This is a genomic window from Tropicimonas sp. IMCC6043, assembly GCF_004146235.1.
Classification (GTDB): Bacteria; Pseudomonadota; Alphaproteobacteria; order Rhodobacterales; family Rhodobacteraceae; genus Tropicimonas.
The window spans coordinates 477,096-495,353 of sequence record NZ_SELO01000001.1 but is presented as its reverse complement, the minus strand read 5'-3'; the positions used below and the strand labels follow the sequence as shown (position 1 = coordinate 495,353).

At 62.1% G+C, this 18,258-nt stretch carries 24 protein-coding genes and 1 pseudogene; 14 read left to right on the top strand and 11 right to left on the bottom strand.

From position 1 onward, the window contains the following. Positions 1 to 124 precede the first annotated feature (124 nt). The gene (locus tag EU800_RS02330) at positions 125 to 418 is read right to left on the bottom strand and encodes a hypothetical protein (protein WP_129628111.1); all 294 of its coding nucleotides are present in this window, start codon (positions 416 to 418) and stop codon (positions 125 to 127) included. Between the two features lie 491 nt (positions 419 to 909). Here EU800_RS02330 and EU800_RS02325 point away from each other — a divergent pair, with 491 nt between their 5' ends. Further along, a complete protein-coding gene (locus tag EU800_RS02325; RefSeq protein WP_129628109.1) occupies positions 910 to 1,317 on the top strand; it encodes a hypothetical protein in 408 nt (135 codons plus the stop codon). 117 nt (positions 1,318 to 1,434) lie between these two features. Here EU800_RS02325 and EU800_RS02320 read toward each other — a convergent pair whose 3' ends face one another. The 3 genes from EU800_RS02320 to EU800_RS02310 are packed head-to-tail and all read right to left on the bottom strand — an operon-like array spanning position 1,435 to position 2,461. Next, on the bottom strand, positions 1,435 to 1,938 hold the full coding sequence (locus EU800_RS02320) for a hypothetical protein (RefSeq protein WP_129628107.1): 504 nt from the start codon (positions 1,936 to 1,938) through the stop codon (positions 1,435 to 1,437). Continuing rightward, entirely contained in the window at positions 1,935 to 2,216 is a 282-nt protein-coding gene (locus EU800_RS02315; protein WP_129628105.1) for a hypothetical protein, read from the bottom strand. The genes EU800_RS02320 and EU800_RS02315 overlap by 4 nt, the downstream gene beginning before the upstream one ends. Then, on the bottom strand, positions 2,213 to 2,461 hold the full coding sequence (locus EU800_RS02310; protein WP_129628103.1) for a hypothetical protein: 249 nt from the start codon (positions 2,459 to 2,461) through the stop codon (positions 2,213 to 2,215). Before EU800_RS02310 ends, EU800_RS02315 begins: the two co-directional genes overlap by 4 nt. Positions 2,462 to 2,534: 73 nt before the next feature. Between EU800_RS02310 and EU800_RS02305 the strand changes: the two genes are divergently transcribed. Together EU800_RS02305 and EU800_RS02300 are read left to right on the top strand one after the other, a co-directional pair. After that, the gene (locus tag EU800_RS02305) at positions 2,535 to 2,765 is read left to right on the top strand and encodes a helix-turn-helix domain-containing protein (RefSeq protein WP_129628177.1); all 231 of its coding nucleotides are present in this window, start codon (positions 2,535 to 2,537) and stop codon (positions 2,763 to 2,765) included. Positions 2,766 to 2,824: 59 nt separating this feature from the next. Beyond that, complete coding sequence (locus tag EU800_RS02300) at positions 2,825 to 3,370, top strand: rhomboid family intramembrane serine protease (protein ID WP_165354538.1); 546 nt, start codon at positions 2,825 to 2,827, stop codon at positions 3,368 to 3,370. 305 nt (positions 3,371 to 3,675) lie between these two features. On the opposite strand, the gene EU800_RS02295 is transcribed toward EU800_RS02300, so the two are convergent. Together EU800_RS02295 and EU800_RS02290 are read right to left on the bottom strand one after the other, a co-directional pair. Next, positions 3,676 to 4,392 carry a hypothetical protein gene (locus tag EU800_RS02295; protein WP_129628099.1) on the bottom strand — a complete coding sequence of 239 codons (717 nt, stop codon included), beginning with the start codon at positions 4,390 to 4,392 and terminating at the stop codon, positions 3,676 to 3,678. Positions 4,393 to 4,524: 132 nt separating this feature from the next. Next, a pseudogene (locus tag EU800_RS02290) lies at positions 4,525 to 5,049 on the bottom strand (YitT family protein). Between the two features lie 524 nt (positions 5,050 to 5,573). Between EU800_RS02290 and EU800_RS02285 the strand changes: the two are divergent. The 4 genes from EU800_RS02285 to EU800_RS02270 all read left to right on the top strand — a co-directional run bounded on the left by EU800_RS02285 (position 5,574) and on the right by EU800_RS02270 (position 7,178). After that, positions 5,574 to 6,092, top strand: a complete 519-nt coding sequence (locus tag EU800_RS02285) for an antirestriction protein ArdA (RefSeq protein WP_129628097.1) — start codon at positions 5,574 to 5,576, stop codon at positions 6,090 to 6,092. Position 6,093: 1 nt separating this feature from the next. Then, on the top strand, positions 6,094 to 6,387 hold the full coding sequence (locus EU800_RS02280) for a hypothetical protein (RefSeq protein ID WP_129628095.1): 294 nt from the start codon (positions 6,094 to 6,096) through the stop codon (positions 6,385 to 6,387). Between the two features lie 68 nt (positions 6,388 to 6,455). Next, entirely contained in the window at positions 6,456 to 6,719 is a 264-nt protein-coding gene (locus EU800_RS02275; protein ID WP_129628093.1) for a type II toxin-antitoxin system Phd/YefM family antitoxin, read from the top strand. A gap of 3 nt (positions 6,720 to 6,722) precedes the next feature. Next, positions 6,723 to 7,178: a type II toxin-antitoxin system PemK/MazF family toxin gene (locus EU800_RS02270; protein ID WP_129628091.1), complete on the top strand. Its 456-nt coding sequence runs from the start codon at positions 6,723 to 6,725 to the stop codon at positions 7,176 to 7,178. Here the strand turns inward: EU800_RS02270 and EU800_RS27190 are convergent, their stop codons facing one another. The 5 genes from EU800_RS27190 to EU800_RS02250 all read right to left on the bottom strand — a co-directional run bounded on the left by EU800_RS27190 (position 7,179) and on the right by EU800_RS02250 (position 10,811). Continuing rightward, positions 7,179 to 7,490, bottom strand: a complete 312-nt coding sequence (locus EU800_RS27190; protein WP_207209834.1) for a hypothetical protein — start codon at positions 7,488 to 7,490, stop codon at positions 7,179 to 7,181. It abuts the gene before it with no gap. A gap of 51 nt (positions 7,491 to 7,541) precedes the next feature. Continuing rightward, positions 7,542 to 8,435: a relaxase/mobilization nuclease domain-containing protein gene (locus EU800_RS02265; protein WP_207209833.1), complete on the bottom strand. Its 894-nt coding sequence runs from the start codon at positions 8,433 to 8,435 to the stop codon at positions 7,542 to 7,544. Next, positions 8,432 to 8,884, bottom strand: coding sequence for a plasmid mobilization relaxosome protein MobC (mobC, locus tag EU800_RS02260; protein WP_129628089.1), 453 nt, complete (start codon positions 8,882 to 8,884; stop codon positions 8,432 to 8,434). The genes EU800_RS02265 and mobC overlap by 4 nt, the downstream gene beginning before the upstream one ends. Positions 8,885 to 9,108: 224 nt before the next feature. Beyond that, the gene (locus EU800_RS02255; RefSeq protein WP_129628087.1) at positions 9,109 to 9,495 is read right to left on the bottom strand and encodes a DUF302 domain-containing protein; all 387 of its coding nucleotides are present in this window, start codon (positions 9,493 to 9,495) and stop codon (positions 9,109 to 9,111) included. 269 nt (positions 9,496 to 9,764) lie between these two features. Next, positions 9,765 to 10,811, bottom strand: a complete 1,047-nt coding sequence (locus EU800_RS02250) for a LacI family DNA-binding transcriptional regulator (protein ID WP_165354537.1) — start codon at positions 10,809 to 10,811, stop codon at positions 9,765 to 9,767. A gap of 260 nt (positions 10,812 to 11,071) precedes the next feature. Here EU800_RS02250 and EU800_RS02245 point away from each other — a divergent pair, with 260 nt between their 5' ends. The 7 genes from EU800_RS02245 (at position 11,072) to EU800_RS02215 (ending at position 18,215) form a co-directional block, all read left to right on the top strand. Beyond that, entirely contained in the window at positions 11,072 to 12,583 is a 1,512-nt protein-coding gene (locus tag EU800_RS02245; protein ID WP_129628083.1) for a sugar ABC transporter ATP-binding protein, read from the top strand. After that, positions 12,573 to 13,538, top strand: coding sequence for an ABC transporter permease (locus EU800_RS02240; RefSeq protein ID WP_207209832.1), 966 nt, complete (start codon positions 12,573 to 12,575; stop codon positions 13,536 to 13,538). Before EU800_RS02245 ends, EU800_RS02240 begins: the two co-directional genes overlap by 11 nt. A 51-nt stretch (positions 13,539 to 13,589) precedes the next feature. Next, positions 13,590 to 14,504 (top strand): substrate-binding domain-containing protein, encoded by a 915-nt coding sequence (locus EU800_RS02235; RefSeq protein ID WP_129628079.1) that lies wholly within the window; start codon positions 13,590 to 13,592, stop codon positions 14,502 to 14,504. Between the two features lie 23 nt (positions 14,505 to 14,527). Next, positions 14,528 to 15,547 (top strand): zinc-binding dehydrogenase, encoded by a 1,020-nt coding sequence (locus EU800_RS02230; RefSeq protein WP_129628077.1) that lies wholly within the window; start codon positions 14,528 to 14,530, stop codon positions 15,545 to 15,547. Positions 15,548 to 15,737: 190 nt separating this feature from the next. Then, entirely contained in the window at positions 15,738 to 16,361 is a 624-nt protein-coding gene (gene wrbA, locus EU800_RS02225; protein ID WP_129628075.1) for an NAD(P)H:quinone oxidoreductase, read from the top strand. Between the two features lie 208 nt (positions 16,362 to 16,569). Next, entirely contained in the window at positions 16,570 to 17,472 is a 903-nt protein-coding gene (locus tag EU800_RS02220) for an EamA family transporter (protein WP_129628073.1), read from the top strand. Positions 17,473 to 17,507: 35 nt separating this feature from the next. Then, the gene (locus EU800_RS02215; RefSeq protein ID WP_129628071.1) at positions 17,508 to 18,215 is read left to right on the top strand and encodes a DUF4386 domain-containing protein; all 708 of its coding nucleotides are present in this window, start codon (positions 17,508 to 17,510) and stop codon (positions 18,213 to 18,215) included. Positions 18,216 to 18,258 lie beyond the last annotated feature (43 nt).

The window sequence follows — 18,258 nt, the reverse complement described above, 5'->3', positions numbered from 1 at the left end:
AACGCGCTCCCGCAATTCCATAGGATGTGGCTTGCCCATTCCTACCCCCTATATCTGCCTCACAAACAGAGAACCATGGGCGCCACATCTTGGGAATCCTGAATCCGATCAGCTTGGGAACGCTCTAGTCGATGATTTCGTCGGTGAGATACCGGCGCAGGGCTTCTTCTGGTGTCTCTGCATACGTCCAAGCCACAGTTCTGAACGGCCCCGAGGCCACGGCAATTACACCGCCGCGTCTGGCAGACGCATGGTGACAGATGTGCAGTTTGCTGAGTACTTCTGCTCTCCCATTCTCAGTTGAACAGACATGCTCCCAAGCCGTCCATTCCCTTTCTGGAGTTCCAAGGTCAGCAAAAAGCACCGGGTCAATCTCCGTGATATCGAGGCTGCGAAGTTCGAAGTCGATGGTCATCATTCTTCCAATCCTTTCTCCGGCGGTGCATGGGTCCTTCTCCTCTGACCTGCCCATGCTACGCACGAGGTGAGCTACCGGCGGGACGTTAGAGACGTCAGCTCCCTTTTGGACTCGCTATGCGTGCTTTGTGCTGGCTTCGATAAGTGGAGCGGCGACCGTCGCGAAAACGCCCCGACTAGCTTGTCGGTTACCATCTAGGTCAGTTCAGGCGGCTGACGCGGAGAACCACAGGGAGGGAGATGGATCTCACCGCATATCGGCCGGGCGACAACAGCGGCGAAAAGCAGATGCAACCACGCACGGCGCCCAGAATGAATATAGCACAGTTTGGGGACCATTGTCGCCAAGGCGCGGGTCTCCGCTTGAGTGATGAATCGGCTCCGAAACATCCCAGAAGCAATTGAAACGCCACTTGACACTATTGAGAAACATCAACTTGCGACGCTGACTTGGCCGGCAACATGCCGGAGGCATTCCAGGAGGACAGACAGATGACTGATACCAGCAGCCCGAGCCAGGGTCGGCGCGACATTGGTGGTTTTGTCCCAACCAGTACTTCGGCGGCCGATACCGACGACAGCCCGCAGCAGGGTCGGCGCGACATCGGTGGGTTCGTTCCAAGCAAAGCAACGTTTGCAGATGCCGACGTATTCGTCTTTTCCGAGAGCGACGTTGACGCCGCCTACGGCGGTTTCGGCAATGATTTATTGAATGCCGATGACGTGCTGCGAATTGCCGAGACCACCGGTGACTCCGAGTGGCGCTACGTCCCGGTGCGTCGCGTGACCGTCGAAACGGAGACCGACATCGCCGGCAATTTCAGGGACACCGCAGATGGCGAGATTGAAGTGACCGATGATCCCTACTCGCACTTCAACTTCACCGTCGATTTTGGCTGAGGGCAGCGACGATCCTCTGCCTTGCCCCCCCGTTGAGGGGCAATTGCGACACTTATGGGTCTGGCATAGTCAACCGGACCTACCGGGATAGCGACCCAGATGGCGATTTCGCCTGCATCAATGCGCCAATGGCGACCCCGCCACCACAAGCGGCGGATGCTTCGGGAACGACCGGATATCGAACCACTTGAACCACGTGCCGTCCGGGTTGGCGCGGTCACTGGAGCGGATCGGGAAACCGTTCTGAACCTGTCGGATCAGGCCGGCCCGGAAGGCGCGGAGATCCAGCAGCCACCATGAGAAAAGCCCGGTCTGCGTCTCGTTGGAGTGGCCGTAGAACAGCCAGTCGCCCTTGCCGTTCACTATCTTGGACAGCTCGGTTTCGGCGCCGGAAGGGATGCGAGAGCGGATCGTGAAGTCGTAGGGAAAGCGGTTGGCATAGCCGGGACGGCGGACCCGCGCGGCAATGTGCAGGTCCTTGGCGTCCAGCATCATGAGGTCGGTGGCGTTGTGCCAGTCCTCGGGGTCCGGCGCCCTCTCCAGCAAGTGGGCGCCGATGGTGCGCTTGATCTCGGGCAGGAACCGGTCGGACCACGCGCGGTTGGAGGGGTAGCAGTTCATGCTGCGTCAGCTTCCTCCAGTATCTCGCGCACGACGTCGTCCGGCAGCTTCCGTTCCAGCTTCTCGATCAGGTCGATGAGCTTCTCCGACGTCTTCGCTGCCATCTGGAGCGTGCCGTCGATGCCCCGATTGCGCATGGGGATGGTGGTGCTCTCGTTTTCGAAGGCCAGCATGGCGACGTGGATCAGGTCGCAGAGAGTGTAGGCCGTCGGACTGACGGTGTGCCGAGCCCGGTATTCGGCGGCGAAGTCGGTCGCGGCGGTTCTGGTGTCGTTCATGACGCGGCCTTCCCGATGTTGATGCTGTCGAGGTCACGGCCAAGCTTCTCGGACAGCTTCACCGCGGCGTTAATCAAGGAGTCGATGGCGCTCTGCTCTTCCCCCGGAGTGCCGTTCGTGCCGCACCGGATCAAGTCTACGCCCAGCAGGAGCCCGTGCAGATAGAAGACGTCGGTCTGTGCGTCCGACATTATCTGTTCGGCGGTCATGCCGGTATCGTTCGCGCTCGCGCGTTGTTCTGGCATTGTCATAGTCCTCTGATGTGGTATGAACTATTTAGACCATATACGCACTGGTCTAAATAGTTCAATAGGGAAGATGGCTAACCCAGCTCAGATCCGCGCTGCACGATCATTGATCGGAATGTCACAAACCGAAATCGCGCAGGCCGCAGGCGTGTCAGTTTCTACGCTGAAGCGAGCCGAGGGCACGATCCATCCGCCGGCTTCTGCCGACTCCGTCGCCGCCATCCGCGCCGCGCTCGAAGCGACCGGGGTGGAGTTCATCCCGGAGAACGGTGGTGGGCCGGGCGTGAGGTTGAAGAAGTAGGGGGCTGACCAGGTTGTAGGCTCGCGAGCAAGGAACTGGAAGTGGGAGGAGTGTTGGTCATGGAACGGTTTCGGTGGCTTGCGGTCCTGTTGGGTGTGATCTGGATCGTAGAAGTGGTGAACCTGATCACGAGCTACGCGCTCAACGGGATTCTCGGATTGCGGCCTCGTTCCATCGGCGGACTGGACGGTATCCTGTTCATGCCGATACTCCATGGTTCCCTTGGTCACGCCGCCGCAAACACGGTGCCCCTGGCAATTCTTGGCGGCCTTCTCGCGGTATCGGCCCCAAAGGTGGTGCTGACGGCTTCAATCGTGATTGTCGGGCTCGGGGGGCTCGGCGTGTGGCTGTTCGGCAATGCGGCGATCCATGTGGGCGCGTCGGGCCTGATCTTTGGTTGGTTCGGTTTACTGCTGGCGCGCGGCTTGGTGGAAAAGCGTCCCATCCCGCTCATGATCACTGTTGCGGTTGCCCTGGTATATGGGGCGATGATTTGGGGAATTCTGCCAGGCCAGCCCGGAGTAAGCTGGGAATCCCATCTCTTCGGCGCCTTTGCCGGCATCCTTGCCGCCTTTTGGCTGCGCGCAGAAGATCAAGCAGGTTAAAGATGGTCATCGAGGCGTCCGAGGACGACGCAGCGGGTCAGGACTGACACGCAACGGCCCCGTGGATCTCGTCGCGGCGAAGGCCAAGGTCGGCGGCAGTTGCGGAAACGTTGTGGTTCCCAACGTTTCGCCCGACCGTCGCTACCTCCCCCCGCTCCTGCGCGGCGTCGTATTCATCCGCCAGTCTGGCTTCGCGCGAGCTTCGATCAGCAGCGCGTCGGCCTGCGCGCGGTAGACAGCTCAAATGACGGTGTCGTGGGCCTGCTTCGCCCGAGCCATCCGACCTGCCGAAACGGGGATGATAGTCAATTCGGTGTCCATCCGGGGTAAAACTCATCGATATTCAGCCACCCCGTGAACTGGTGCGTCGCGTCCTGCGGCGGAAACGGTCCGTCCTTGCGGAGAATGGCGCCATAGCCGCCCTGATCAGCCCCGCCGCCCACGACGGTGCAGACCGGCCCGAAAGAATAGAGCAGAACCCCCACATGCTGCGTCCGGCCGCCTTTCGTCGGGTTCGACTGTTGGTAAAAATCACCGCTCTGCGGTTTCTGGCCTTCAGCCAAGGTATGCCAACCGCGATTATTGGCGCCACAGACGTTCAGCGCAAAGGAATTGAAACTGAACGGCGGTCCGGACAAGGTGCCGGCCGACAGGATGTTCTTATGGACCCATGTCAGGAAAGACGTGCAGGTCGTTCCCGGCGGACTGCGGTTGAATAGCGAGACACAGCTCGCATGGTTCATCTTGGTCCATTTGAAGAAGACCCGCTCGTGGTCGTAGTATTTCCGGCTTTCCGGGAAGTCCGTCCCGAGCTGTTCGATTAGCCACTGACGCAGAGGCGACAATGACTCCCAATCGGACTTATACGGCCAAGCGTCGCGACGGGTATTCATGAGTTCCCTCCCCGAACCCATTTGTTCGAAAATACCGCGGCCAGGGTTGTGAGTCAAAATCGTCGGCGCTCCGCCGCATGGCCCCTCTTTCGCCAAGACGTGCTCACCCGCCCTGATCTTGAGGGACACGCGGATCTCGTCTCTGCGAGGGCCGGGGGCTGCCAAAGAGGCAAGCGTGTGGATAGCCACGGCCACACATTGCGCCAGGATACAGTGTAGCGCACCTTGACGGTAGAGAGCGACAAGGCGCGGCCGGACCCTTCAGGTGGCAATGTATCGGTCACGCCGGTGATTGAAGGCGATGACGACATTGAGCACGAAAGCGCCAAGCAGAGAATAGAGCACTACCGAAGGTGGGAAGATGAAGGCCGCGACGGCAAAGAGCGCTGCGTCGAAGAGCAACTGGACGTAGCCAGCGCGGAACCCGAAGTGATCCTGAATCAGCAATGCCGTCACGCCGAGCCCGCCAAGACTTCCCTTGTGGCGAAACAACATCAGCAATCCTGCGCCGACGAGAGTTCCGAAGATCACCATGCCGACGGCCGGGGTCACGAGTTCTATCGCAAGATGACTGGGCAGCCATTCCGAGAGCACCGAAAGAGCCGTGACGCACGCCAATGAGCGCAAGGTGAAATTGGCCCCCATGCGGGGCTAGGCGAGCCAATAGAACGGCAAGTTCACGATGAAGAACACGAGCCCGAAGGGCCATTCGGTGAGATAGGAGACAATCAGCGCCAGCCCTGCCGTCTGCCCTGTGAGAAAGCCGAGGTGGGTCAGGAACTGCAAACCCAGCGCGCAGAAGAAGACTCCGAATTTTATCGGGCGCCATGTTCAAATAGTGAAGTTTTGTTCTTCCGTTCGGAATGAAGCCCTTTTGGTGCCAGATCGGCACATAGTGATTGTCTCTTCTGATATCCTTCTTGCTCATAGTAAGTCCGTAGTCTCTGCCTGAAGCCCGATCTGCTCAAGGTTTAATGAATGTCTATATTGCGTAAAACGTCTCTGGTCAGTCAACATTTAGTGGTCGTCCGGTGCACCCCGTAGGGGCCGGGCTGTCGTGAACCGGGCTAGACGAAGCTGTCCCGGCCATGCGGCTTCCATCCCTTGCGCGAAGAAGGCTTAGGGCTTCGCCCTCGGCGCACTTCAGGCAAAACGGATCGAAGAGATTCCGTCGTTGTCGGTTCCCCCTGAAGGTTTCCCCCAACAACGACATAATCTTTCGCCGATTTCCCCTTCCGCTTGCACACCCACTGTTCGCCACGAGGCAAGGGTTGCAGGAGCAACCCCATACCTTACGGAGGAAAGAGAAAATGAAACAACTACAAGGAGATATTCAAATCTATGTTGCCTGTCTGGCAGCGTACAATAATGGCATTCTGCACGGGTGCTGGATCAATGCCGAGCAGGACGCTTCCGACATCTATGCGGACATTCGCGCGATGCTGGCAGCCTCACCCATCGAAGACGCGGAAGAATGGGCAATCCATGATCATGAAGGTTTCGAGGGCGCGGAGGTGTCCGAGTACATTGGGATTGATGAGGTGGCGGAACTGGCGGCGTTCATTGGGGAACATGGCGAGATCGGCGGCAAGCTGGTCGGGCATTTCGGCGATCTGGACGAAGCTCGGAAGGCCATAGAAGACGCCTATTCAGGTGAGTACCGTTCTCTAGCCGACTTCGCCGAGGAACTGACCCAGGAAATCGGGGATGTACCTGATCGTCTGCGCTTATACATCGACTATGAGCGCATGGCGCGGGACATGGAAATCTGTGACGTGTTCACCCTTCAGACGGGCTTTGAACAAGTCCATGTGTTCTGGAGCCACTGAGATGAAGGCCGAGACACACAGATTCACATGGGAAGGCATCGAGATCGAGTTGACCTATTTGCCAAGGGCGCACGGCGGCACTATCGCCCATCTGGAGGTGCGCAGCGTCAACCCAGAGCGCGCACCGCTCCCCATCACCGAGACAGGCTACCGTTCCCATTTTCACGCTGTGGGGACGGTAGAAGCAAGCGAGGGCGCGCTGGTCGAACAGGTCACGGCATGGCTGGACGAGGCAGCCAAGTCTTTGAGGTGGCAGGCTTATCTTGTCGAGAGCCGTCAGCTTTGCCTCTTCTGAGGTAGGGAGTGCATCAATCTTGACTATTTCGGCTGTTTTAGCTATTATAGTGAGAAAGGAGATACGCCATGTCCGACACCATCGTCAGCTCGACCGAGTTTCAGACTCGCGCAGGGCAGTACATCGACGAAGCTGGGAAAGCCCCTGTCTTCATCACCAAACATAATCGCCCGCTTCGCGTTCTGGTAGATGTTGAGGAATATGAGCGGCTTAAATCTCTCGATACCCGCCGCGCTTACTATCCCGAAGAGCTTCCCGCCCACCTGCGGGCGGAGCTGGAAAAAGGGTTTCAGGGCGAAGCAACCCCCGAACTCGACCACCTGATGGAGTAAGGTTTGACCCTCACTCCAAAGGTAGGGTTGGTCGTCAGATACGATTTTCTCTGGAAAGACGAAGCACTTAGCGGACAGGAACACGGGCGCAAGGATCGACCCTGTGCGATCATCCTGGCCACGTCCGAGAACAAGGACGGTTCCCGCGAGGTCATTCTCTGCCCGATCACTCACACGCCGCCGTCCAAAGATCAGCCTGCCGTGGAAGTGCCGCCAAAGGTTGCGGCACATCTCGGATTTGACGGGGAGCCGTGCTGGATCAAAACGCACCAGGTCAATACGCTTATCTGGGAGCGTGGCCGCATTCCCTTCGGCATATCCGAGGCACGTAAAGGGGATTGGTCGTTCGGTATGCTGCCGCAGCAACTCACCAAGCGCGCCTTCGACCAGGTGCGCTTCTATGCGCAGCGGCGTGTTCTCAGAAACGTCAATCGGGACAAGGACGAGCGGGGGCGCTGATCACCGCTCGAAAGACGGCCCGTCGCGTGTTGTTCCATCTCGTACAGTGCGCAATGCACCGAAACGGTCGCGATCCTGTGCCAGTTCTTTCCCGCGTTCATCATTGATGCGCCGTTCGGCGGTCTGCTGATGCCGGAGCGTCCGGCGCTGGTCGAGGTGCTGGAAGATCATCCCGTCCGTTTGCGTTCGGTCCCGCTGGAGAGCCTGCCAAGCTTCCAGTTCGTTCTGTTCCCGGATTTTGCGGTGTTCACCGCGCACCCGGTCCCACAGGCCCTGTAGACCTTTGCGGAAACTTGCCTGTCTTTGCTGCACTTCGCGGATGCGGCGCTCTTCAAGTTTGGTTTTCAGGCGCTGACGTTCAGCTCATTGCCGTTCGACCATCTTCCGGCGGTCACGTTCCTGACGGTCTTTCAGTTTCCGGTTTCGTGTGTCCAGTTCTTCCTGCCAGCGCGACAGGGTGGGCTGCATCGTCTCAGCAATATACGCCTTGGCCACATCGACTGAGCGCAGGTCTTTTGCATCACCTAGTTTCTCCCGGACCTGCTTTGCCCTCAGTCCCGTGAATTTCGGGACAGCATAAACTTCGCCGTGAACGTCAACCGCAACAAACCGCCCTCGATCCCCGCGCGCGAGAACATATCCCTTTTCTTCGAGGGCATGGGCGAAGGCATCCCCGGTATCAGAGACAGCCCACGCCTCCTGAAAGGTGCGCTTGATATCCCGCGCGTCCTTTCCCAGGCGTTTGGCCTGTTGCCATTCATCGAGCGTGAAGTTGCGTGGATCGCGGTTCTCACGGTCACGCAGGCCGTCCGGCAGCCGCCAGCCATGTTCCAGAAACAGGTCTTTGGAGACTTCCTTCAACCGTGTTTTGTAGAAGGGCAGGTTGATGGCTGTCATCTTGTCCACGTCGATCCGCGACCACACAACATGGGCATGGCGTCTGCCTTTCTTCTCATGAAAGACGATCATGCGGGCCTGACCGCTCAGACCGAGCCGGGCTTCCGCCTTTTCAATCGCGGCCTCGAATTGTTCGATACTGACGCGTTCCGTCTCAGGCGGGCTAAGGCTGAGAGAAAACAGGAACTGCTGGCAGCGCGTACCTTTGGCGATGGCGTCCGTTTCCTGGAAGGCACCCGTCAGGTCTTCGGTGCTGAAGCCGCTGACCTCATGCACCTTAACATGATCGTTCTCAACCAAGTTCAGAAGGTGAGCGGCCAGCTTCAATGCCCCGCCGCGCTGTGAGCCGTTGAGGATCATGCCTTATCGTCCGCCTCGTCCCCTAGCGCCTTCATCAGCTCCATTCTGATCGCCAGCACAGCGGCACAGGTGGCCATGAGTTCTTCTTCAACTTCCGGCGAAAGCGGCAACGTCCCCATGTTCACGGCTTTGGCAAGCTGGTTAAGGTTGTTCGCCAGACGCAGATTGCCGAGCAGACAGAGCGCCCGCGCCAACGCAGCATGATCTTTGACCGGAGCCTGACCGCGTGTACGCCGTGGTGTCAGATCGCCGTCGAACAACTTGGCCTTGATAAAGGGACCGAGCGGCATACCCGCCGCAGCATTTTCCAGCTTGGCACGTTCTTCCTTGCTCAGTCGCAGGGAGAACGGCGGCGGAGTTTTGGGACGTTTGCGCGCAGGCGTTCCAGACGAAGATTTGCTGGAGGTGACTGGTGTGGTTTCAGTGAATGTTCTCTGGAGCTGGGTCATGGCTCCAACTCCGGCAGCAGGGCTTCATGTAAGCATCCAGCGCCTTCTGAATTTCCAGTTCTGACGCGAGAATCTGTGACCAGGATTCCAGTTCTTCCAGTAGTTCAGCCACAGATAACGGTTCTAGTTTGTTCCTCTCAGCTGCACCAGATCCTGCCGCGCCATGGCACCCGATTCCCATTCTCCTGAGCCGCATCGTCGCCGACCGGACCCCTGGTCTCGCGTCAGATCGAGGCCACGGCCTCTTCGAGCAGAGCGCGCACCTCGCCGGCAACGGATATGAGCTGGTCGTTCTCGATCGCCTGCATCGAGGCGACGGGGTCGATCGCGCTGACCTCGACGCCGCCGTCGACAGAGCGGAGGATGACGTTGCAGGGCAGCATCGCGCCCACGCGCGGTTCGATCCCGATGGCCTTGTAGGCCATGTTGGGATTGCAGGCGCCAAGGATCGTGTAGGGCGCAATGTCGGCGTCGATCTTCTTCTTCATCGTCGCCTTCACGTCGATCTCGGTGAGAACGCCGAAACCCTTGTCGCCGAGGGCGGCGCGAACACGCGCCTCGATCTCGTCGAAATCGGCGTCCGGAAAAACCCGGTCCAGAGTATATGCCATATCCATGCTTCCTTTCTTTGTCGGGTCGAGCCCTGTGCCATGACCAATTGTGCCGGCGTCCGGTTCACGATGCGCGTCATCCTGATCGCGGAGGCTCCCAGACCCGTCGATACAAACCGGACATGGTTATTCCCATTGCCGTTTCCAACACCTGGGAGCGGCCCAAGGTCCGCTGACTGGTTGGTTCCGTAGGGGCAGGGCAGGACGGGCGGCCGACCGCGTTCCGGCGTCGGACTCGGAGAGATGCCCCCGCGGCCCGCCCACGCGTTCTACGAGGACGGCGCGGCGGCCGTGGACTGGCGGATGACCAGATGCGTGTCGACGATCTGCTTGACCGGGAGCGAGAGCGGATCCTTCTGCAACTCGACAAGGCGCGAGACGGCGTTCCGGGCGATCACGTCGGTCGAGACGTGCACCGTGGTCAGTTCCGGGCTGGTGACACGGCTTTCGGCGATGTCGTCGAAGCCGACGACCGAGATGTCATCGGGGACTCGATAGTCCGCCGCGGTCAACGCCCTGATGGCGCCGATCGCCAGGTAGTCGTTCTCGCAGACGAGGGCCGTCGGCATCGGCGTTTCGCGGTCCGACAACATGCGGGACATCTCTGCCGTCGCGACCTGGATGTCGGAGGTCAGCGCGAATCGACTGGTCGCGGGCACGGACAGGCCGGCCTCGCCCAAGGTCTCCAGAAAGCCCCGTTCGCGCTCGCGGAAGTTCGAGATCCGCCGGGTGCCATGGCAATATCCGAAGGACCGGTGGCCCAGCTCCAGCAGGTGGCGGGTCGCCAGAATCGCACCCTGCCGGTTGTTCATGACCACGGTGTTGAGAGGGGTCCGCGCCGCGAGCGTGTCGATCACCACCGTGTGCTCTGCCAGCCGCGCGAGCGATTCCAGCTGCGAGTCGTCCAGGTTCGTCCCCAGAAGGACCAGACCCGAATTGGCAAACGGGGCGAGGATCCGGTGCACCTCCCGCTCCACCTCGCTCAGGGACACGGTCGAGACGATGCAGGAATATCCGTGTGTGCGGGCCTCTCGTTCGATGCTCCGCACCAGATCCATGAAGAACGGGCTGCGCGACATGTCCTCGCCGACGATCTCGCCTTCGGCACAGGCAAGTATCTGAAGAACCCGCATCCCGGACGTGTCGCTCGTCGCATGGTGCCGGTAGCCGGATTCCCGGGCGATCCGCAGAATGTTCTGCCGCGTCTCCTCGCTGACACCGGGCTTTCCGTTGAGAGCGAGCGAGACCGATGACGTCGAGACGCCGGCGGCCCGGGCAATCGTCGTGATGTTGATCTTGGGTTTCTCTTTGGTCACGATAAAATTTCCAGCTTCCGTTTTAGTATATTTCAGCTTTGTCAGCGGAGCAATCCTCTTGTGCGGAGTGTCGCGCATCTGGAAGTAAACATTTGTTAAATAATAATATAAGTGGCTGAAAGCGCTGGTTCAGGAGAATGATCCGTGTCAATCGCTCTATTTGATCCCAAGGGTAGAGGATGTTGTTTCACAAAAATCTTGACTGCATGAACTAAAATAATTTATCAGCGGGATGGGAGTTTGGATCGGGAGGAGAATCCGTGGAGGTGTCTCCGGTGTTGGCCACCGCAGGACTCGGGAAGAGCTTTCCCGGCGTGCGGGCGCTCGACGACTTCACCTTCGATCTGCGCCGCGGCGAGGTGCATTGCCTGCTGGGCGAGAACGGGGCCGGAAAATCCACCTTCATCAAGATCCTCAGTGGCACGTTCGGCGAATATGACGGGGAAATCCGGGTCGGCGGGCGGGTCGTTCGCATCACCAGCCCCGCCGAGGCAAAACGGCAGCGGATCGCGACCATTCACCAAGAGTTCAATTTGGTTCCGGCGATGACGGTCGAGGAGAATATCCTGCTCGGCGCGGAACCCCGGCGTCTCGGCGCCTTCGTCGATCACTCGGCAGCGCGCCGCAAGGCCGCCGCGCTCCTGAACGCGCTCGGGGTGGACATCGGTCCCGGCGAGCAGATCCGTAACCTGACCGCCGCGCAGCGCCAGATGGTCGAGATCGCCAAGGCTCTGTCGGTGGAGTGCGACGTGCTGATTCTCGACGAACCGACGGCCTCGATCTCCAAGCGCGAGGTCGACGAGCTGTTCCGCATCATCGCCGAGCTGAAACGGCGCGGCACCGGGCTCATCTACATTTCGCACCGGCTTCAGGAGATCGCCGAGATCGCCGACCGGGTGACTGTGATGCGCGACGGGCGCCACATCACCACGATGGCGGCATCGGATGCGAGCAGCGAGCGGATCATCGAGGCGATGGTCGGCCGGTCGCTCGACACCTCTGAGATGGCGGCGACCCGGTCGGCGGACCGCGAGGACGTGGTCCTGTCGGCCAGGAACCTCAGCCGGGGCCGCAAGGTCAAGGATGTCTCCTTTGACCTCCGGCGCGGCGAGATCTTGGGGTTTGCCGGGCTGGTCGGCGCCGGCCGCACCGAGACAATGCGCCTGCTCTTCGCCGCGGACCGGCCGGAGAGCGGCGACATCCTTCTGAACGGTCGCCCCGTGCGGCTCAGGTCGCCGCAGGACGCGGTCCGCTCCGGGATCGGCTATCTGAGCGAGGACCGGAAGCTGGAGGGGTTGGTCCTCGGCCAGTCGATCGCCTCGAACATCCTCCTCGCAAACCTTCGCTCGGTTTCGCGCGGTATCTTCGTCAGCCGGGGCAGGGCCGCGCGCGTCAGCCGGGACTTCGTAAAGAAGCTCCGCATCGCCACGCCGGATATCGAGAAGAAGGCCGGACAGCTCAGCGGCGGGAACCAGCAGAAGGTGGTGATCGCCAAGTGGCTGCAGACCGAGTGCTCCGTCCTGATCTTCGACGAGCCGTCGCGCGGCATCGACGTCAACGCGCGCAGGGAAATCCACGTCCTGATCCGGGCGCTGGCGGACGCGGGCAAGTCCATCATCGTCGTCTCGTCCGACCTGCCCGAACTCATTCAGGTCAGTGACCGGATCGTGGTGATGTCCGAGGGGCGCGTCACCGGCGAGATCGAAACGGCCCGGACGGCTCGCCAGACGGATGTCATGGCGCTGATGTTGGGAGGTGAACGTGCTGGGTAATGTCGTCAACAGGCTGGGAATCGTCAGCGTCCTGATCGTCGCCTTCGTCGTGCTGTCGTTCCTGTCGCCGCATTTCCTGACCGTCTCGAACCTGACCAACATCATGCTCCAGGTCGCGATCACGACCATCATCGGCGTCGGCATGACCTTCGTCATCCTGACCGGCGGGATCGACCTTTCGGTGGGCTCGATCGTCGCGCTCTGCGTGGTCGTGATGGCGGTGACCCACAAGGCGCTGGCGCCTGGCGACTATGGCGCGGCCCAGGGCCTTGTCGTGATCGCCTTTCCGATGGCCTTGTCGTTGCTTGCGGGGATGACGGCGGGGCTCGTGAACGGAACCATGGTCGCCGTCGCGCGGGTGCCGGCCTTCATCATGACACTCGGGATGATGAGCATCGCGCGCGGTCTGGCCTACATCATCTCCGATAACCAGACGATCTCGGTCTTTCCGGAAGGGCTCAAGTATCTCGGAGACGGCAGGGTCTTCGGCTTTCCCGTGCTCGTGTTGGCGTCGCTCCTGATCGTGCTGCTTGCCTCGATCGTCCTCGGACAGACGATGTATGGCCGCTATGTCTACGCGCTTGGCGGCAACCGCGTGGCGCTCAGGCTCTCGGGGATCAACGCGACTGCCATCGAGATCTCGGTCTATGTCATCTCGGGCCTGTCCTGCGGCATCGCGGCGATCGCGCTGCTGGGGCGGCTCAACGTCGCCCAGCCGGTCGCCGGGCTCGGCTACGAGCTCGACGCGATCGCGGCGGTCATCATCGGCGGTACCAGCATCTTCGGCGGCGAGGGCAGGGTCTTCAACACGCTGCTCGGTGCGTTGCTGGTGGGGATCATCCGCAATGGTCTCAACCTGCTGAATGTCAGCCCGAATGTGCAGCTCGTGGTGATCGGGTCGATCATCGTGCTCGCGGTGTTCTACGACAAGCTCAGAAATCGGGCCGGCGCGTAGCCGGTCAGGTCCCGCGCCGGAGGAGTGGCGCGCCAACAGAGGAGGAAGACGATGCTGAAGACACTGGTTTCCGCGGCCGTCCTGGCCATGGCAGCGACCACGGGCATGGCCCAGGACAAGCCGACGGTCGCATATGTCGTCAAGGAGATTAACCCCTATTTCAACGTCATGCTGGACGGCGCGCAGGCCGCGGCCGACGAGCTGGGCGTAACGCTTCTGACCTCGGCCGCCGCCAACCAGACGGCCGTCGAGCAGCAGATGTCGATCGTCGAGGACTTCATCTCGCAGAAAGTCGATGCGATCGTCATCGCGCCGATCGACTCCAAGGCGCTTGTGCCGGTGCTGGAACGCGCCACGAAGGCCGGCATCAAGGTCGTGAATGTCGACAACCGGCTCGACAAAGAGACCATGGCGGCCATGGGCGTCTTCATTCCCTATGTCGGGGTCAATGACGAAGACAGCGCCTACAATGCCGCCAAGGCTGTCGTCGACGCGCTCGGCGGCACCGGAAAGGTCGCCATCCTCGAAGGTATCCGCGGCGCCGACAACGCGCAGGCCCGCAAGCGCGGCGCCGAGAAGGCCTTTGCCGAAGCGCCGGGCATCGAGATCGTCGCCAGCCAGACCGCGAACTGGCAGGCCGAGGAAGCGCTCAACGTGATGACGAACATCATCCAAGCCAATCCCGATCTGGCGGGCGTCTTTGCCGCCAACGACATGATGTCCTTCGGCGTGATCCAGGCGATCTCGGCAGCCGGCAAGGACGGCAAGGTCGTGATCGCCAGCATCGATGCCGAGGACCAGGCCAAGGCCAACATCAAGGAGGGCAAGGCCTTGGCGACGGTTTACCAGAACCAGGACGCCCAGGCCGCGAAGGCCGTCGAGGTGGCGCTTGACCTGATCAACGGCAAGGAGGTCGCGGACGACATCAAGGTCGAGACGATCCTGATCACCAAGGAAGACCTGTAGCCCTGAACCTGGAGGTGAGCGGTATGCTTGCGTTGCGGAAAACCGCCGCCGGACCCGGCAATCTCGCGCTCGAAGAACGTGAGACACCGGTTCTGGAAGAAGACGAAGTTCTGATGAAGGTCTGGTCGGCCGGGATTTGCGGAAGCGATATCCTGATCGAGAAGGACCGGCACTTTTACGAGGCGCCCGTGACGCTCGGTCACGAATTCTCCGGGGTGGTCGAGGCGGTGGGGCCGAAGGTGCGGGAGGTGAAGGTCGGCGATCACATCGCTGCCGACATCGAGACCCGCACCGGCTGGCTCGGCGTCACGCGCGACGGCGCCTTCGCATCGCACATGTCGGTGCCGGAGGCGCAGGTCTTCGTCTATCCGCCAAGCATACCGCTCGACCACATCTGTTTCACCGAGCCCATGGTGGCGACCGTCCATTCGATGATCGAGCGGAACACGGTCAATCTCGGCGATTTCGTCGTCGTCGTGGGGCCGGGGCCGATGGGACTGATGGGGGTGCAGTTCGCCAAGCTGAGCGGCGCCTCCGAGGTCGCGGTCATCGGGCTCAGGGGCATCGACGACATGCGCCTCGACCTCGCGAAGAAGGTCGGCGCCGACCACATCCTCTATTCGGAAGAAAACCCGACCGAAGCGATCTTTGATCTCACGGGCGGGCGCGGGGCGGATTTCGTTCTGGAAGCCTCGGCCTCGGCCACGGGTTTTCAGCACGGCATCGACTGCGTGCGGCGCTCGCCGGAAGGGCCGGGCGGCAATGGCAAGATATCGGTCATCTCGCTCTGGGGCGAGCCGATCACCATCCAGCCGGATTCGATGTCGCTCTTCCAGCTCGACATCCGGGGCGCCTGGAGCTGGAACGGCCGGGAGACGTGGCACAGGGCGATCGACCTGATCCAGAGCGGCAAGTTCGACCTCGATACGCTACTGACGGGGCGCTATGCGTTGGAGGAGTGGGACACAGCGTTCGAGAGCATCCGCCAGCGCACCGACTGCAAGGCGTTCCTCTATCCCAACGGGCAGGACTGGGCGGCCTGACGCGGCGGCACGCAGGGCGCCGCCCCGGAGGGTGTCTTCTCCCCATCCTCCGCCGCCCTGCGGCATCGCCCGGACCGCCGGTCCGCGCATTCGTAACAAGGCGTAAAGAATGATTTGCGCGCCGTCCGGTTATTCCGGGCGGCGCTTTTACCGATCTTCCCGGCATCGCAACCCGAACCGGAGAGATCCCATGCCCCGCATTCTCGTTCTCTACTATTCCAGCTATGGCCATGTCCGCGACCTGGCGCAGGCCGAAGCCGAGGGCGCGCGCAGCGTTCCCGGCGCGACCGTCGACATCCGCCGGGTTCCCGAAACCGTGCCCGAACCGGTACGCCGGAGCGCCGGCTATGTCGAAGACTCGACGCCCGAAGCCGCGCCCGGCGATCTTGCCGACTATGACGCGATCATCTTCGGCACGCCGACGCGTTTCGGCATGATGGCCGGACAGATGAAGCAGTTCCTCGACCAGGCCGGCGGGCTCTGGGCGCAGAACGCACTGGTCGGCAAGGTCGCGGCGGTCTTCGCCTCGACCGGGTCGCAGCATGGCGGCCACGAAGCCACGCTGCTTTCGACCCAGATCCCGCTTCAGCATTTCGGCATGCTGATCGCCGGTCTGCCCTACAGCTTCGCCGGCCAGACCACGCGCGACGGCATCATCGGCGGCGCGCCCTATGGCGCGGGAACCATTGCCGGTGCCGACGGCGCACTCCGCCCCACCGAGACCGATCTCGCCGGCGCGCGCTTCCAGGGCGCCCATGTGGCGCGGATCGCCGCACGCCTGGCGACGGACGTGCCAGTGCGCGACGCTGCCTGATGCGCCGGACCTGAAAGGAAACCGAATGTTCTTCCGATCCAGCCGTCCGACCGAGACACGCCATCGTCGCCCTCCGCAAAACGTGCCGCGGTATCTCTCGCCGCACATGATGCGCGATATCGGCCTCGCCCCCTGGCCCGAGCACCCGCCGCTTTCCCCTCGACACCTCTGGTGATCCCCCGAATCCGATCGAACAGGACACGCATCCATGACCCGCCCGACCGACATCCTCCTGACAGCACTTGCCCCTGCGATCTGGGGCAGCACCTATCTCGTCACCACCGAAGCTCTGCCGGCGGGCTACCCCGTCAGCCTCGCGGTGTTGCGCGCATTGCCGGCGGGGCTCCTGCTGCTCGCTGCCACTCGTTGCCTGCCGCCGCGGGCGTGGCTGGGACGCGTCGTCGTGCTCGGCGCGCTGAACTTCGCCCTGTTCTGGAGCCTGCTCTTCGTGGCGGCCTACCGGCTCCCCGGCGGCGTCGCGGCAACGCTCGGTTCGTTTCAGGCGCTGATCGTCATCGTCCTGGCGCGCGGTATCCTGGGGACGCCGATCCGCGCGCTGGCATTGCTGTCGGCACTGGCGGGGATCGGAGGCGTTGCGCTACTTCTGCTCGGTCCGGAGGCTGCGCTCGACCCCGTCGGTGTCGCCGCAGGGATCGGCGGGGCGGTGTCGATGGCCGCCGGGACCGTGCTCAGTCGCAAGTGGCAGCCCCCGGTGCCGGCGCTGAGCTTCACCGCCTGGCAACTGACCGCCGGCGGGCTTCTGCTTTTGCCGGTCGCACTCGTCGCGGAACCGCCACTGCCTTCGCTCACCGTCACCAACCTTGCCGGCCTCGCCTGGCTCGGGCTCGTCGGGGCGGCGCTGACCTACTGGCTCTGGTTCCGGGGCATCGCCCGGATCGAGCCAGGCGCGGTTTCCATGCTCGGCATGATGAGCCCGGTGACGGCCGTCGCCCTCGGCTGGCTCTGGCTCGGGCAAGCGTTGAGCCCGACGCAGATCGCGGGCGCTTGCATCGTCCTCGGCGCGGTCTGGGTCGGACAGCTTGCCAGTCGCGGCCACGCCGTTAGGCTCAAGCCGATGTCGAGAGGCGCCCGGCGCGTGCTCTCGGCCTGACCCACGCGCCGCCCCGGATTGAGGAGATCGACCGCTTGACACCTCTCGTTCCCACCCCCGAGCTTGCGGCGAGGGCCCGTCTGGCCGGTCTGCTCTATCTCGTCATCATCCTTGCCGGGCTCGGCGCCGAACTTGGCATTCGGGCCCGGCTCATCGATCTCAGCGATGCCGACGCCACGTCCGCCGCGATCCTCGCCGCGCCGGGTCTCTTTCGCCTCTCCATCGCCGCCGACCTGCTGATGGCGCTCTGCGATGCGGGCCTTGCGATCCTGCTCTACCTTCTGTTTCGCCCCGTCGCGCCGGCATTGGCCCTCGCGGCGATGATTTTCCGCCTGATCCAGACTGTACTGATCGCGGCCAACCTGATGGCCATGCAGACCGCCTGGTTGCTGCTGTCGGGCGACGCGACGCTCCCCGCCGCGGAGACTCAGGGCCTGGCGCTCGTCTTTCTGGACCTGCATGGGCACGGCTACGACCTCGGGCTGGTGTTCTTCGGGGTGAACAGCCTCATGACGGGCGTGCTGATCTGGCGGTCGGGCCTCTTCGCGCGAGCCTTCGGGCTTGGCATCGGGGCGGCGGGCGTCGTCTACCTGATCGGCAGCGGCCTGCGGTTCTTTGCGCCGAACCTCTCGACCGCTTTCTCTCCCGCCTACGGCATCACGATCCTCGCCGAGACGGCGTTCTGTCTCCGGTTGCTCTTCCAGAGGGCGCGCGGCGTGCTACCCGAAGACACCCGAGCGTAATGCCGAGGGCATTGAGGGACCGCCCCCGAAGGGAGAACAGCGG

Coding starts and splice junctions, on each gene's coding strand:
- EU800_RS02310 (WP_129628103.1), bottom strand. CDS start 2,461: ATGCCAGAACAACGCGCGAGCGCGAACGATACCGGCATGACCGCCGAA.
- EU800_RS02330 (WP_129628111.1), bottom strand. CDS start 418: ATGATGACCATCGACTTCGAACTTCGCAGCCTCGATATCACGGAGATT.
- EU800_RS02255 (WP_129628087.1), bottom strand. CDS start 9,495: ATGGCATATACTCTGGACCGGGTTTTTCCGGACGCCGATTTCGACGAG.
- mobC (WP_129628089.1), bottom strand. CDS start 8,884: ATGACCCAGCTCCAGAGAACATTCACTGAAACCACACCAGTCACCTCC.
- EU800_RS02235 (WP_129628079.1), top strand. CDS start 13,590: ATGCTGAAGACACTGGTTTCCGCGGCCGTCCTGGCCATGGCAGCGACC.
- EU800_RS02285 (WP_129628097.1), top strand. CDS start 5,574: ATGAAACAACTACAAGGAGATATTCAAATCTATGTTGCCTGTCTGGCA.
- EU800_RS02275 (WP_129628093.1), top strand. CDS start 6,456: ATGTCCGACACCATCGTCAGCTCGACCGAGTTTCAGACTCGCGCAGGG.
- EU800_RS02300 (WP_165354538.1), top strand. CDS start 2,825: ATGGAACGGTTTCGGTGGCTTGCGGTCCTGTTGGGTGTGATCTGGATC.
- EU800_RS02315 (WP_129628105.1), bottom strand. CDS start 2,216: ATGAACGACACCAGAACCGCCGCGACCGACTTCGCCGCCGAATACCGG.
- EU800_RS02220 (WP_129628073.1), top strand. CDS start 16,570: ATGACCCGCCCGACCGACATCCTCCTGACAGCACTTGCCCCTGCGATC.
- EU800_RS02280 (WP_129628095.1), top strand. CDS start 6,094: ATGAAGGCCGAGACACACAGATTCACATGGGAAGGCATCGAGATCGAG.
- EU800_RS02230 (WP_129628077.1), top strand. CDS start 14,528: ATGCTTGCGTTGCGGAAAACCGCCGCCGGACCCGGCAATCTCGCGCTC.
- EU800_RS02305 (WP_129628177.1), top strand. CDS start 2,535: ATGGCTAACCCAGCTCAGATCCGCGCTGCACGATCATTGATCGGAATG.
- EU800_RS02325 (WP_129628109.1), top strand. CDS start 910: ATGACTGATACCAGCAGCCCGAGCCAGGGTCGGCGCGACATTGGTGGT.
- wrbA (WP_129628075.1), top strand. CDS start 15,738: ATGCCCCGCATTCTCGTTCTCTACTATTCCAGCTATGGCCATGTCCGC.
- EU800_RS02320 (WP_129628107.1), bottom strand. CDS start 1,938: ATGAACTGCTACCCCTCCAACCGCGCGTGGTCCGACCGGTTCCTGCCC.
- EU800_RS02265 (WP_207209833.1), bottom strand. CDS start 8,435: ATGATCCTCAACGGCTCACAGCGCGGCGGGGCATTGAAGCTGGCCGCT.